The 15,494-nt window shown below is 17.2% G+C and carries 12 protein-coding genes; 9 read left to right on the forward strand and 3 right to left on the reverse strand.

The features are described 5' to 3' along the window. The first annotated feature begins 70 nt into the window (after positions 1-70). Positions 71-1,510, forward strand: coding sequence for a trypsin-like peptidase domain-containing protein (locus tag RJT27_RS00730; protein WP_343189589.1), 1,440 nt, complete (start codon positions 71-73; stop codon positions 1,508-1,510). 50 nt (positions 1,511-1,560) lie between these two features. Here the strand turns inward: RJT27_RS00730 and dapD are convergent, their stop codons facing one another. After that, positions 1,561-2,385 carry a 2,3,4,5-tetrahydropyridine-2,6-dicarboxylate N-succinyltransferase gene (gene dapD / locus RJT27_RS00735; RefSeq protein WP_343189590.1) on the reverse strand — a complete coding sequence of 275 codons (825 nt, stop codon included), beginning with the start codon at positions 2,383-2,385 and terminating at the stop codon, positions 1,561-1,563. A 31-nt stretch (positions 2,386-2,416) separates the two neighbouring features. Next, the gene (gene map / locus RJT27_RS00740) at positions 2,417-3,190 is read right to left on the reverse strand and encodes a type I methionyl aminopeptidase (RefSeq protein WP_343189591.1); all 774 of its coding nucleotides are present in this window, start codon (positions 3,188-3,190) and stop codon (positions 2,417-2,419) included. Positions 3,191-3,329: 139 nt separating this feature from the next. Here map and rpsB point away from each other — a divergent pair, with 139 nt between their 5' ends. The 6 genes from rpsB (at position 3,330) to dnaE (ending at position 10,433) form a co-directional block, all read left to right on the forward strand. Then, the gene (rpsB, locus tag RJT27_RS00745; RefSeq protein ID WP_343189592.1) at positions 3,330-4,004 is read left to right on the forward strand and encodes a 30S ribosomal protein S2; all 675 of its coding nucleotides are present in this window, start codon (positions 3,330-3,332) and stop codon (positions 4,002-4,004) included. Positions 4,005-4,055: 51 nt separating this feature from the next. Further along, positions 4,056-4,841 carry a translation elongation factor Ts gene (gene tsf, locus RJT27_RS00750; RefSeq protein WP_343189593.1) on the forward strand — a complete coding sequence of 262 codons (786 nt, stop codon included), beginning with the start codon at positions 4,056-4,058 and terminating at the stop codon, positions 4,839-4,841. 115 nt (positions 4,842-4,956) lie between these two features. After that, the gene (gene pyrH, locus RJT27_RS00755) at positions 4,957-5,679 is read left to right on the forward strand and encodes a UMP kinase (RefSeq protein WP_343189594.1); all 723 of its coding nucleotides are present in this window, start codon (positions 4,957-4,959) and stop codon (positions 5,677-5,679) included. Positions 5,680-5,727: 48 nt separating this feature from the next. Beyond that, positions 5,728-6,279, forward strand: a complete 552-nt coding sequence (locus RJT27_RS00760) for a ribosome-recycling factor (protein ID WP_343189595.1) — start codon at positions 5,728-5,730, stop codon at positions 6,277-6,279. Between the two features lie 86 nt (positions 6,280-6,365). Then, positions 6,366-7,070: a polyprenyl diphosphate synthase gene (gene uppS / locus RJT27_RS00765; protein ID WP_343189596.1), complete on the forward strand. Its 705-nt coding sequence runs from the start codon at positions 6,366-6,368 to the stop codon at positions 7,068-7,070. Positions 7,071-7,202: 132 nt separating this feature from the next. Next, positions 7,203-10,433, forward strand: a complete 3,231-nt coding sequence (gene dnaE / locus RJT27_RS00770) for a DNA polymerase III subunit alpha (RefSeq protein ID WP_343189597.1) — start codon at positions 7,203-7,205, stop codon at positions 10,431-10,433. Here dnaE and RJT27_RS00775 read toward each other — a convergent pair. Continuing rightward, positions 10,423-12,117 (reverse strand): proline--tRNA ligase, encoded by a 1,695-nt coding sequence (locus tag RJT27_RS00775; protein ID WP_343189598.1) that lies wholly within the window; start codon positions 12,115-12,117, stop codon positions 10,423-10,425. The genes dnaE and RJT27_RS00775 overlap by 11 nt on opposite strands. 149 nt (positions 12,118-12,266) lie before the next feature. Between RJT27_RS00775 and RJT27_RS00780 the strand changes: the two genes are divergently transcribed. Together RJT27_RS00780 and RJT27_RS00785 are read left to right on the forward strand one after the other, a co-directional pair. Beyond that, positions 12,267-13,379: an EscU/YscU/HrcU family type III secretion system export apparatus switch protein gene (locus RJT27_RS00780; protein ID WP_343189599.1), complete on the forward strand. Its 1,113-nt coding sequence runs from the start codon at positions 12,267-12,269 to the stop codon at positions 13,377-13,379. Further along, the gene (locus RJT27_RS00785; protein ID WP_343189600.1) at positions 13,380-15,491 is read left to right on the forward strand and encodes an FHIPEP family type III secretion protein; all 2,112 of its coding nucleotides are present in this window, start codon (positions 13,380-13,382) and stop codon (positions 15,489-15,491) included. It abuts the gene before it with no gap. The last annotated feature ends 3 nt before the right edge of the window (positions 15,492-15,494 follow it).

Genomic DNA, 15,494 nt, shown 5'->3' on the forward strand with positions numbered 1-15,494 from the left:
TAATAAATGATAAATATATTTTATATTATATAATTTTTTAAATATAATATTTTATTATTACAATTAAATTATGAAAAAATTTTTTATTTTTTTTTGTATTTTTTTTAATATTTTTTTTTTTTTAAAATTATATAATTTTTTATATATTAATAGTAATTTTTATTTTGAAATTCAAGAAAATAATTTTAATAAAAAAATAAATACTACAGAAATAATAGAAAAAGTATTACCTACTATAGTTAATATTTTTTCTGAAGATAATTTTTCGAATAATTTTTATATTAAAAATTATTTTAGTTTTTTTTTTAAAAAAAATTCTCCTTTTTGTAATTTTAAATCTCCTTTTTATAATTCTTCTATGTGTTATAAAAATGAATATTTTAAAAATTTTAAAGAAAAAAATTTTTTTTCTAATATATCTTTAGGTTCAGGAATTATTATTGATAAAATAAATGGTTATATTGTTACTAATAATCATGTTGTTAATAATTTTAAAAATATCAATGTTAAATTGTATGATGGTCGTATTTATAAAGCAAAAATTTTGATACAAAATATTGATTTAGATTTAGCTATTATTAAAATTTTTAATGTTCATAATTTAAATTCTATATTAATAAAAAATATTGATAAAGTAAAAATTGGAGAAAAAGTATTAGCTATTGGTAATTCTTATGGATTAGAAAATACTGTTACATATGGAATTGTTTCATCTATAAATCGTCATCATTTAGGTATTGAATATTATGAAAATTTTATTCAAATTGATGCTTCTATTAATAAAGGTAATTCTGGAGGTCCTTTGTTAAATTTAAAAGGAGAATTAATTGGTATTAATACTGCTGTTTTTTCTCCTTATGGTGGAAATGTTGGAATAGGTTTTTCTATACCTATTAAATTAGTTAAAATAATTTTAAATAAATTTATAAATTATGAAAAAAATAATGGTTATTTTTTTTATTTAAATATTATTAATATAGATTTAAATTTTTCTAAAATTTATAATATTAATGTAAATAGGGGTATTTTTTTAAGTAATATTTTAAATATTTCTTTTTTCTCTAAATTTAATTTTAAAGATAGAGATATTATAATTTCTTTAAATAATAAAAGAATTATAGATTTTTTATCTTTTAAAACATTTTTAATTTGTTCTTTGAATAATTCTTTAATAAATATAAAAATTATAAGAGATCATCATTTAAAAATTGTTATTTTTTTTTTAAATGATTTTTTTTTAAATAATTTTTTAATTGATATAAAAAAAAAATTTTTAAAAAATATTATTTTTATTGATTATAATATTAATAATATTAAATATTTAAAAATAAAAAGAATAAAAAATATTTTTTTTTTTAATTTAAATAATTTTAAAAAATATAATATTATTATTTCTATTAATAATGTAGTTAGTTCATTAAAAAATTTTAATTTTTTAATAAATAATTTTAATTCTTTAGTATTATATTTAAAAAAAAATAATAATTTTATTTATTTTATTATAAAATAATTTTAATATTACGGTTCGTTTGTTATAACGAACCGTATTTATAAAATATTTTAATTTTTTATATCTCTTAAAATTTCATTAATTTGTATTTTTTTTAATGTTTTTGAATTTACTTTTTTAACAATAATAGCACAATATAAACTATATTTATTATTTTTTGAAGGTAATGTTCCAGGAACTACTACTGAATTTTTTGGAACTTCTCCATAATATATTTTGTTTTTTTCTCTATCGTATATTTTTGTACTTTGACTAATATATACACCCATAGATAGAACGCAATTTTTTCTGATAATTACTCCTTCTACTATTTCAGATCTTGCTCCAATAAAACAATTATTTTCTATAATAGTTGGATTATTTTGTATTGGTTCTAATACTCCCCCTATTCCAACACCTCCTGATAAATGTACATTTTTTCCTATTTGTGCACAAGAACCTACTGTTGACCATGTGTCTATCATAGTACCTTTATCAATATATGATCCTATATTAACATAGGAAGGCATAATTACTGTGTTTTTTCCTATAAAAGAACCATAACGAATAGTGGCTGTTGGAACTATTCTTATTTTCTCTTTTTTAAATTTTTTTTTGTTATAATTTTTGTACTTTAATGGTATTTTATCATAAAAACAATTATTTTTAATTTTATTTATTTTGTTTTTTTTTATTTTAAAATATAATAATATTGCTTTTTTAATCCATTGGTTAGTTTTCCATTTATTATTTTTTTTTTCACAAACTCTTATTTTTCCTAAATTTAATAATTTTATTGTTTTTTTTATTGCTTTTATTGTTTTTATGTCTTTTTTAATTATATTAATATTTTTTTCTTTAAAAGCTTTTTTTATTTTTTTTTTTATTGTTTTCATAATATATCCATATTTTAAAAACGTTATTATTTTAATTTATTAAAATAGGTTTTATTTTTTCGTTTGATTGGTATGTAAGAATTTCGCATCCTGTTTTTGTTACTAAAATAGTATGTTCATATTGTGCAGATAATTTTCTGTCTTTTGTTTTTACTGTCCAATTATCTTCCATAGTTTCTACTTCGCAACTTCCTATATTTATCATAGGTTCAATGGTAAAAACCATTCCTTTTTTTAGAATCATTTTTTTTTTATTTTTATAATGTAAAATTTGTGGTTCTTCGTGAAAATTTTTTCCTATTCCATGACCGCAATAGTTTTTTACTATAGAAAAATTTTTTTTATTAATATAATTTTGTATAGTTTCTCCTATTATATTAATTTTAACTCCTGGTTTAATTTTTTTTAAAGATAAGTATAAACTCTTTTGAGCAGCTTTGCATAATTTTTTTCCTAAATGATTTTTTTCTCCTAAAATAAACATTTTAGAAACATCTCCATGATACCCATTTTTTATTACTGTAATATCTATATTAATTATATCTCCTTTTTTTAATATATCTTTTTTATTTGGTATTCCATGGCATACTACTTCATTAATGGAAGTGCATATAGATTTTGGAAATCCTTTATATCCTAAACATGCTGGAATAGCTTTTTTTTTAATTATATAATTATGACAAATATTATTTATTGTTTCTGTGTTAATATTTGGTTTAATATAATTTTCAATCATTTCTAATGTTTTTGCAGCTATTTTTCCTGCTAATCTAATATTTTTTATTTCTTTTTTTTTTTTTATCATAATTTTTTCTCTAATATTTTTATTATTTAAAATATTTTAATAATATAATATTTATTTTTATATTATTATTTTTTTAAAATAAAATTATTTTTAATATTTTAAATGTTCTTTAATTAATTAAATATTTTATGGAGGTTTTATGTCTATTTTATCTATGAAAAATATGTTAAAAGCTGGAGTTCATTTTGGTCATCAAACTCGTTATTGGAATCCAAAAATGAAACCTTTTATTTTTGGAGCTAGAAATAAAATACATATTATAAATTTAGAAAAAACTTTACCTATGTTTATTTTAGCATTAAATGAATTAAAAAAAATTTATCTTAAAAAAGGTAAAATTTTATTTATTGGAACTAAAAAAGTAGCTAGTACTATAATTAAAGAAATAGCAATTCTTTGTAAACAGTTTTATGTTAATCATCGTTGGTTAGGTGGAATGTTAACAAATTGGACGACAGTTAGACAATCAATTGTAAGATTAAAAGAATTAGAAATACAATCTAAAGATGGAACTTTTGATAAATTGACTAAAAAAGAAGCTTTATTACGTTTTAAAAATTTATTAAAATTAGAAAATAGTTTAGGTGGAATAAAAAATATGGGTGGTTTGCCTGATGCAATTTTTGTAATTGATGCAGAACATGAAAATATTGCTATTAAAGAAGCTAATAATTTAGGTATAATGGTTTTTTCAATTGTTGATACTAATTCTAATCCTGATAAGATTGATTATATTATACCAGGAAATGATGATTCTATACGTTCAATAAAATTATATTTAAATATTATTAAAGAATTTCTTTTAGATAATTAATATAATTTTATATTATTAAAATAAATATATTATGAGAATAAGTATATTATTATGAATATTAAAATTTCGCTTATTAAAAAATTAAGAAAATTAACAGGTTTAGGGGTTTATCATTGTAAAAAAGCATTATTAAAAAATAATAACGATATTGATGATTCTATAAATTATTTAAGAAAAATAGGAGAGTTAAAAGTATATAAGAAAATATCTAATAAAGTTTTTAATGGTGCAGTTTTTGTTGAGGTTAATAAAAATTCAGGAGCTATTTTAAAATTATCTTGTGAAACTGATTTTGTTTCTAGAAATATTTTATTTATTGAATTTGGAAAAAAAATAATAAATTATATGATTTTAAATAAAAATGGAAATATTAATTTTTTAAAAGATAAATTTAATAAAAGTATTAAAAAATTAATTGTTAAATTTAATGAAAATATAATTATTAAAAAATGTTTTTATTTACAAAGTAATAATATTTTATCTTGTTATTTACATGGTAATAAAATAGCTGTATTAGTTGAAGGAAAAAAATGTTCTTTAAAAATGATTAAAAAAATAGCTATGCATATTGCAGCTAGTAATCCAGAATATATAAGTATTGATGATGTTCCTAAAAAAATAATTAAAGATGAATATAATATTCAAATGAAAATTGCTTTAAATGAAGGAAAATCTTTAAATATTTCTGAAAATATAGTTAAAGGAAGAATGAAAAAATTTATTAATAATATTACTTTAATGGGGCAAGATTTTATTTTCGAAAATAAAAAATCTGTTTATGATATTTTATCTGGAAATAATTCTAAAATTTTATCTTTTATTCGATATAAAATTTAAAATTATTCATTAATTTATTAATTTATTAATCAGTTAATTGGTTAATTGGTTAATTGGTTAATTGGTTAATTGGTTAATTTATAATATTTTTGAAAATATTTTTTGGGAAATTTTAATGTATACAAAAAAAAAACCTTTGTATAAAAGAATTTTATTAAAATTAAGTGGTGAAGTTTTACAAGGAAGTAATACATTTGGGATAGATTTTAAAACTCTTTTTCGTATTGTTAGTGAAGTGAAAATATTAGTAAATTTTGGAGTGGAAATAGGAATAGTTATTGGAGGAGGGAATATATTTAGAGGAGCTACATTAAAAAAAATAGGTATTAGTAAAGTCATATCTGATGATATTGGTATGTTATCTACTATAATTAATGGGTTGGCTTTTAGAGATACAATGGATAATAATAATATTAATTCTTGTTTAATGTCTGCTATTTCTGTTAATGGTATATGTGAAAGTTATGATTGGAAAAAAGCAGTAAATTATTTATCTAAAAAAATTGTTGTTATTTTTACTGCAGGTATAGGAATTTCTAATTTTACAACAGATTCTGCTGCTTGTTTAAGAGGAATTGAAATTAAAGCGGATATTATTTTAAAAGGAACTAAAGTTAATGGAGTTTATTCATCTGATCCAGAAAAAAATAAAAACGCTATTATGTATAATAAATTAACTTATCAGCAAGTATTAGATAAAAAATTGAAATTTATGGATTTAGTTTCTTTAATTTTAGCTAAAGATAATAATATTCCAATTCGAGTTTTTAATATTAATATTCCTGGAGTATTATTTCGTGTTATTATGGGTAAAGAGGAAGGAACTTTAATAAATTAATTTTAATATATATAAAATAGTATTTTTATTTTTTTTTAGAGGTTAAATATGATAAATGATATTATTAATAATATCAATTTTTTTATGAAAAAATGTATTAAGAAATTTAAAAATAAAATAAATAAGTTACAATTTGGAAAACCTTCGGTTAGAATTTTAGATTCTATTTATATTAATTATTATAATGTTAAAACTTATATTAGAAAAATATCTAATATAGTGGTAAAAAATAATTCTATATTAAAAATTACTGTTTTTGATTTGTCTATTTTAAATAAAGTTAAAAAAGCTATTATAGAATCTAATTTAGATTTATCTCCTTATATAATAGGTAATTCTATTTGTATAAATTTTCCTGTTTTAACTACAGAAAAAAAAAATAAAATTATTAAAATAATTAAGTTTGAATCGGAAAGTGCAAAAATTAATATAAGAAATATTCGTAGAGATGGAAATGAAAAAATAAAAAAATTATTAAAAAAAAAAATTATTAATATTGATGAAGAATATAAATTAATTAATAAAATTCAAATTATTACAAATAAAAACATTCAAAAAGTTAATTTATTATTGCATAATAAAATAAATATTATTAAATAATAAAATAAACATTATTAAATAATGTTTATTTTATTTTTTTTTAATTATATATTATATATATTATTTTAAATTATAAGAAAATATTTGTGTGTAAAAAAATAATTAAACATGTTGCTATTATTATGGATGGAAATGGTCGTTGGGCAAAAAAAAAAGGAAAAAATAGAATATTTGGTCATAAATATGGAATAAAATCTGTTTTTCGAGTTATAAATTTTTCTTTATTACATAATATAAAATTTTTAACTTTATATGCTTTCAGTACTGAAAATTGGAATCGTCCTTATTTTGAAGTGAATAATTTAATGTATATTTTTCAATATATATTAAAAAAGAAAATTTATTATATACATAAAAAAAATATTAGATTAAAAATTATAGGAAATATTAAAAAATTAAGTGTAAAATTACAAAAAAATATTTTTTTTGCAGAAAAATTAACTCATAAAAATTCTAATTTAATATTAAATATTGCTATTAATTATGGTGGAAGGTGGGATATTATTCAAGCTGTTAAAAAAATTATTAAACAAGTAAAGGATAAAAAATTATTATTAAAAGATATTACAGAAAAGAAATTTGATTATTTTTTAAGTGTTAATGATTTTAATCCGGTAGATTTAGTTATTCGAACTGGAGGAAAATATAGAGTAAGTAATTTTTTACTTTGGCAAATTGCTTATAGTGAATTTTTTTTTACTAAAGTTCTTTGGCCGGATTTTAATGATAAAATATTTCAATGTGCAATAGATATTTTTTATAAAAGAAAAAGAAGTTTTGGTATGTTGTGANNTTTTTTTTAATGTAAATAAGTANNTTTTTTAATAATGAAATATTTTTATTATTTAATTTTATTTTTTTTNNAAAAAATTAAGTTTTAAAATAATATAAATTTTTTTTATTAATTTTTAGGAATTATATTTATGTTAAATCCTAAATTTATTCATCTTCGTGTACATAGTGATTATTCTTTAGTAGATGGTTTAGCAAGTCCAATAAAATTAGTTAATTATGTTAATAAATTAAAAATGCCATCGATTGCAATTACAGATGTTAATAATTTTCATGGAATAATAAAATTTTATAAACAAGCTTATAAATTAGGTATTAAACCTATTATTGGAATGGATTTATTTTGTTATTCAAAAATTATGAAAAATGAATTATACAAAATTACTTTATTAGCTAAAAATAATAATGGTTATAATAATTTAATAATGTTAATTTCTAAAGCATATAAAAAAAGATTTAATGTTTTTAATAAAGTATTAATTAAACAAAGTTGGTTGAAGAAATATTCTAAAGGTTTAATATTATTATCTGGTGGAGTTTATGGAGATATTGGGAAAAATTTAATTAATAAAAATTATAAAAATTTATCTTTATGTTTTGAGTTTTATAAAAAATATTTTGATAATTCTTTTTATATAGAAATTATGAAAACAGGAAGAAATAATGAATTGTTATATTTATATAATATTTTAAAATTTTCTGTTTCTTATAAAGTACCTGTTGTAGCAACAAATGATGTATGTTTTTTAAAAAAAAATGATTTTTATTTACATAAAATAAGAGTTGCAATTAATAAAAGTTGTACAATAAATAATTTAAATTTAAAATATAATTATACTGAACAACAATATATGCGAAGTGAAAAAGAAATGTGTGAATTGTTTTCAGAAATACCTATTAGTTTAAAAAATAGTGTAGAAATTGCAAAACGTTGTAATGTTACTTTAAATTTAGGTAAATATTTTTTACCAAATTTTTTAAAAAAAAAAAAAAAATCTTATAAATATTTAAAAAAAATAAGTATAAAAGGTTTAAAAAGAAGATTAAAAAATATTTATTTTAATAAAAAAAATTATTTAAAAAAAAAAAAGAAATATATTAATAGATTATTTTATGAATTACATATTATAAAAAAAATGGGTTTTCCAGATTATTTTCTTATTGTTATGGAGTTTATTAAATGGGCAAAAAAGAAAAAAATACCAGTTGGTCCAGGAAGAGGATCTGGTGCTGGATCTTTAGTTGCTTATTCTTTAAATATTACTGATTTAAATCCTTTAAAATATAAATTATTATTTGAAAGATTTTTAAATCCTGATCGTATTTCTATGCCAGATTTTGATATTGATTTTTGTATGGAAAGAAGAGATGAAGTTATTAATCATGTTATTAAACGTTATGGAAGACATTCTGTTGCGCAAATTATTACTTTTGGTAAATTAACTGCAAAAGCTGTAATAAGAGATGTAGGAAGAGTTTTAGGTTATCCTTATGGTTTTATAAATAATATTTCAAAATTAATTCCTTTAGATTTTGGAGTAACTTTAAAAAATGTTTTATCTAAGGATGCTTTATTTTTTAATTTATATAATAATGATAATGAAGTTAAAAAAATTATTGATATAGCAAAAAAATTAGAAGGGGTTATTAGAAATATAGGTAAACATGCTGGTGGTTTAGTGATTTCTCCAACAAAAATAACAGATTTTGTTCCATTATATTGTAGTGAATTTGGAAATAATTTATTAACACAGTTTGATAAAAGTGATATTGAAAATATAGGACTTGTTAAATTTGATTTTTTAGGTTTGCGTACATTAACTACTATGAATCGTTCTATTCAAATGATTAATAAAAAAAATAAATTTATTAAAAAAAATAAAATTTCTTTATCTGGTATTTCTTTATTAGATTCAAAAAGTTTTGCTTTATTGCGAAAAGGTAATACCGTAGGTGTTTTTCAATTGGAATCTTTAGGAATAAGAAATTTAATTAAAAAATTAAAACCTAGTTTTTTTGAAGATATTGTTTCTTTATTGGCTTTATTTAGACCTGGTCCTTTAAAATCAGGAATGGTTGATAATTTTATTAATAGAAAAAATGGAAATGAAGTAATTTTTTATCCAGATAAAAAATGGCAACATTTATCTTTAAAACCTATTTTAAAATCTACATATGGAATTATTTTATATCAAGAACAAGTTATGCAAATTGCACAAATTTTGTCTGGTTTTACTTTAGGAAGAGCGGATATATTGCGTAGAGCAATGGAAAAAAAAAATATTAAATATATGAATAAGCAAAGAAAATTTTTTGAAAAAGGAGCTTATAAAAATGGTATAAATAAAGAAATATCATTAAATATTTTTAATTTATTAGAAAAATTTTCTGGTTATGGTTTTAATAAATCACATTCTGTTGCTTATGCTTTGATTTCTTATCAAACATTATGGTTAAAAGCAAATTATCCATCTGAGTATATTGCTTCTGTTATGACTTCTGAAATGTATAATATAGATAAATTAATTAATTTAATTGAAGAAGCTAACAGAATGAAAATAAAAATATTATCTCCAAATATTAATAAAAGTAAGTATTTTTTTGATGTTAATTGCAAAGGTTATATTATATATGGTTTAGGAGCTATTAAAGGAATAGGAAAAAATTCTATTTATTATATTCTTAATGAGAGAAAGAAAAGTGGTATATTTATTAATTTTTTAGATTTTATTGAACGTATTGATAAAAAGAAAATTACAAAAAAAATTTTAGAAAAAATGATATATGCAGGTGTTTTTGATTGTTTTAAATTAGAAAGATTTATTTTAAAAAATAATTTAAATTTTTATTTTAAATTATCTAATCAACATTTAGAAAATAAAATAAATAAACAAAAAAGTTTGTTTTATAAAGATAATATTTTTTTAAAATATAATGTAGATGAAATTTTTAATCAAAAAGTTATATGGTCAAAAAAAGAAAAATTAAATTTAGAACGTAAAGTGTTAGGTTTTTATTTGACTGATAACCCTATTAATAAATATTTTAAAAAAAAATATTTATATAATAAAATAACACGTATTAAAAATATTAATTTTTCTTGTTTGAATAAAAAAATTTATATTATTGGAATGGTTTCAATAATAAAAATTAAAATTACTAAAAATAAAAAAAAAATAGCATTAATTACTATTAATGATAATTTAGATAAAATTTTAGTAGTTTTTTATAGTAAAATTTTTAAAAAATATGAATTTCTTTTACAAAAAGATAAAATAATAAATTTTTTTGGAACATTAAAATTAAATAATTTTACTAATGATTTTAATTTGATTATTATTTCTTGTAAAATTATGAATTAATTTTTTTTAATATATATTTTTTAATAGCTGAAATTTTTATTATTTTTTTTGTTTTATTTTTTCTATTTTGATATTCTATTTTTTTTTTTTTTATATAACGATTACTTATAATAATGATATGAGGTATTCCAATTAATTCAATATTAGAAAAAATTACTCCTATTCTTTCATTATTATTATATAGTAAAACGTCTATATTTTTTTTTTTAAATTTATTATATAATTCTTTGGATGTTTTTTTAATTTTTTTATTTTTATTTATTAAAATAGGTATTATTGCTATATTAAAAGGAGTTACTGAATCAGGCCAAATTATTCCTTTTTTATCATTATTTTGTTCAATTATAGTTGCAACTATTCTTGTAATTCCTATTCCATAACAACCCATATTTATATATTTTTTATTGTTATTTTTTTTAATATATAAATTCATTAATTTTGAATATTTTTTTTTTAATTGAAAAATATGTCCTATTTCTATTCCTTTTTTTATTATTACTTTTCCTTTTCCATCAGGACTACGATCTCCATTTTTTATATTTCTTATATCCATTATTTTTGGTTTTGGTAAATTAATAATCCAATTAACATTTTTATAATATTTATTATTAATATTTGATTTTATTATAAAATTTTTCATTTTTGCTGTTGATGCATCTGTTATAATAGGATAATTAACATTTATGTAATTTAAATTATTTTTTTTATAATTAAATATTTTTATTTTTTTTGTTTTATTAATAAAAATTATTGGTTTAAATATATTTTTTATTTTGTTTTTATTAATTTTATATTTTTTTTTTAATAATATTATAATATATTTATTTTTATTTTTTTTTTTTGTTTGGATTAGGTAGGTTTTTATTATTTTTTTTTTATTTTTTATTTTTTTAGTTAATTTTATTTTTTTAAATATTTTATTTTTTATATTTTTTTTCCATTTTTTTTTAATTTTATTAATATTTTTTTTTATTGGAGTAAAATTTATATTTTCTGAATAATTTGATTTTGTTGATAAAACGATACTGTTTTCTCCATTTTTGCTTAGTGCTTGAAATTCATGAGATATACTATCTCCGATTATTCCGCTATCAGCTTTTATTATTTTAAATTTAATTTGCAATTTTTTAAATATTTTTTTATATGAATTATATATTTTTTTATAAGTTTTTTTTAAAGATTTTTTATTTTTGTGAAAAGAATAAGCGTCTTTCATAAAAAATTCTTTGCACCTTATTACCCCATTTTTTGGTCTAATTTCATCTCTAAATTTATTTTGTATTTGAAAAATTAATATAGGAAATTTATTAAAATGATTTATGTTTTTTTTTACAAAATTTGTTATAAATTCTTCATTTGTAGGGGATAAGATAAATTTTTTTTTTTTTCTATCATAAATTTTAAATAATTCTTTTCCATATAATTTTAATCTTCCACTTTTTTTCCATATTGAAGATTTTTGCAAAAAAGGCATACATATTTCTATTCCTCCACATTTTTTCATTTCTTTTCTTATTATTTTTTTAATTTTTTTTAAAATTTTTAATCCTATAGGTAACCATATATATAAACCAGAAGATGATTTTCTTATTATTCCTGATCGTAACATTAATTCTTGACTGATTGATATAGTGTTTTTTGGTTTTTCTTTTATTGTAAATAGTGGATAATTACTTGTTTTCATAGTTTTTTTTTCTTTTATATTTTTATATGTTAATTTTTTTTAAAAAGAAATAATTATTTATATTTTTAAAATTAATAATTATTTGTATTTTTTAAAAAATATATTATATAATTTTATTTAAAATTTTATATTATGTAAATATATAATTTATGAATAATGAAAATAAAACAGAAAAACCAACTTTGTATAAATTAAAACAAAATTTTAAATATGGTAATAAGATTTATTTTAAAGAGTTAAATACATTTTTAATATTTTTTATGGTGATATTTTATTTTTTTTTAAATAAAAATATTATTTTAGATGATTTTTTAAATTTATTTAAATATAGTTTAAAATTTGGATTTTTTTATTTTGATAACGATTTTTATTTTTTTTTAAATATATTTAAAGAAAAAATTTTATTTCATTTTATTTATTTATTTTTGATTATTACAGTGGTTAATTTATTTTTTCCTTTTTTATTTGGAAATAAATTAATTCAATTTAATAGAATTAATATAAATTTTAAAAAAATAAATTTAATAAATAATTTTAAGAATATTATTTCTTATAAAAATTTATATGATTCTTTTTTATCAATTATTAAATTATTTTTAATTATTTTAATATATATTTTTTATATTTTTATTTTTTATAAAAGTTTTTTTGTTTTATTTTCAGATGATTTGAATATTTTTTTAATAAATTTTATAATCATTATTTATATATTTTTTTTTGTTCTTTTAATATCTTTTATTCCTATTGTTTTATTAGATATTTTAAATATTAAATCAAATTATTATTATAATTTGTTTATGACAAAAAAAGAAATAGAAGATGAAAAAAAATTTTTAGAAGGTGGTTTTTTAAATAAAAAAATAATTTTAAAAAAAATGAATTTAATAAATGAAAATAATAATATAATTTATTCTGATATTATTCTTTTAAATATTAAAAAAAAATTTTTAATAGCTTTGCAATATAAAAAAAAAAAAATAAGATTAATTGTTAAAAATTTTTGTTTTTCTTTTTCAAAAATAAAAAAATTAGGTTCTAATTATAATATCCCTATAATATCTTCTTTTTTATTAGTGGAAATGATTTATAAGTATGTTAATGTTGGAAGTAATATACCTAAAATTTTTAGTAAAAATATAATAGAAATATTTTATTGGTTAAATAAATTAAAAAATTGGGAAAAATATGGTGGAAAATATCCTATTAAACCTGATTTTTTTTCTGTTTTATATACTATTAATTATAGGAAAAAAAATAATTAAATGGATAATTTATGGTTTTTTTTATTAAATATAAAAAATTTTAATATTAAATATTTGAAAATATTAATAGCTCCAATTTATGTTTTTGTTATATTAATAATGATTATATTACCTTTACCTCCTTTTTTATTGGATTTATTATTTACTTTTAATATATCTATATCAATAATAATATTATTAGTAACTATTTTTTCAAATAATATTTTAGATTTTTCTGGTTTTCCATTAATATTATTACTTGTTACATTAATGCGTTTATTTTTAAATGTTGCTTCTACAAGAGCTATTTTATTGTATGGTCATACTGGTGTATTTTCTGTTGGTAATGTTATAGAATCTTTTGGTAAGTTTTTAATTGGTGGAAATTTTTCTATTGGTATTATAATATTTATTATTTTAGTAATTATAAATTTTATAGTTATTACTAAAGGAGCGGAAAGGGTTGCGGAAGTAAATGCTCGTTTTATTTTAGATAGTATTCCTGGAAAGCAAATGTCTGTAGATTCTGATTTAAATTCTGGGTTAATTAATAAAAAACAAGCAAAAAAAAAACGAGAAAATATTTCTAAAGAATCTGATTTTTATGGTTCTATGGATGGAGCTAGTAAATTTATTAGAGGAGATGCTGTTGCTGGTATTTTAATATTAATAATAAATATTTTTGGTGGTTTATTTATAGGAATATGGCAACATAATTTATCATTATTTGAAGCTTTGCATATATATACATTATTAACTATAGGTGATGGATTGGTAGCTCAAATTCCTTCTTTAATTGTTTCTATTGCTGCTGGAATTATTGTTACAAGGGTAAATTATAAACAGGATTTAAGTAAGCAAATTATTCGTCAATTATTTTATGATCCTCGTGTACTTTTTTTTAGCGCGGTAGTTTTGGGTATTTTTGGTTTAATACCAGGAATGCCAAATTTTGTTTTTTTATTTTTTTCTTTATTAATTTTTTTTATATTTTTTTTAGTAAATAATAAAAATGATATTAAAAAAAAAAAAAAAAATAATAATAATTTTAAAAGAAATAAAAATATAAAATATTCTTTAGAAAATATAAAATTAGAAGATATTATAAGAATAGAATTAGGATATAATTTAATTAATTTAGTAAATGTTAAATCAAAATTTAATTTATTAAATAGAATTACTGAAATTCGTAAAAAAATTGCTAATAATGTAGGTTTTTTACCTCCTTCTGTTCATATATGTAATAATTTTAAATTAGATAAAAATAGTTATTGTTTTTATATTAAAGGAGTAGAAATTACTCAAGGAAAAATTTTTTGTGATTATATAATGGCTATTAATCCAGGAAATGCTAAAAAAAAAATTTTTTTAAAAAAAATTAAAGATCCTGTTTTTGGTCTTTCTTCATATTGGATTGATAAAAAATTAAAAAATTTAGCTGAAAAGTCTGGTTATATTATTGTTAAACCTAAATCTGTATTTATTACTCATATATATAATTTTTTATTAAATAATATACATGAATTATTAGGTCATCAAGAAGTTAGAAATTTATTAAATTTAATTAATAAATCTATGCCAAAATTAACAGAAGAATTAATACCTAATTTAATTAGTTTTACTACTTTTCATATTATTTTAAGAAAATTGATTTTTGAAAAGATTTATATTATAGATATTTATACTATTATAGAAACATTATTAAAATATTCTTGTTTAAAAAAATTTAGTGTGAATGATTTAGTAAGTTTTATAAGAATTTCTTTAGGAAGATATATTACTCAAAAATTTTTTTCAAAAAAAAAAAAAATAATTGTTATAGGTTTAGATTATATTTTAGAAAGAAAATTATTAAAAAAATTTAAAAATAAAAATAAAAAAAAAAAAATAAAAAATATATTATTAAAAAATATTATTAATCAACTTAAAATTGCTATTAAAAATCAAATAAAAATTAATGCTCCTTTAGTTTTATTAGTACATCATAAATTAAGATATAATTTATTTAAGCTTTTGCATAATACTTTTCCAAGTTTAGTGGTACTTTCATTAAAAGAAATTGTTTTTATAAAAAGAATTTTTTATATGAATATTATTTATTATGTTAAAGATAATAATATTTATAAAAATTAATAT

Origin of the sequence: Buchnera aphidicola (Greenidea ficicola) (genome assembly GCF_039386055.1) — a bacterium.
In the GTDB taxonomy this organism is placed as follows: domain Bacteria; phylum Pseudomonadota; class Gammaproteobacteria; order Enterobacterales; family Enterobacteriaceae; genus Buchnera_K; species Buchnera_K aphidicola_A.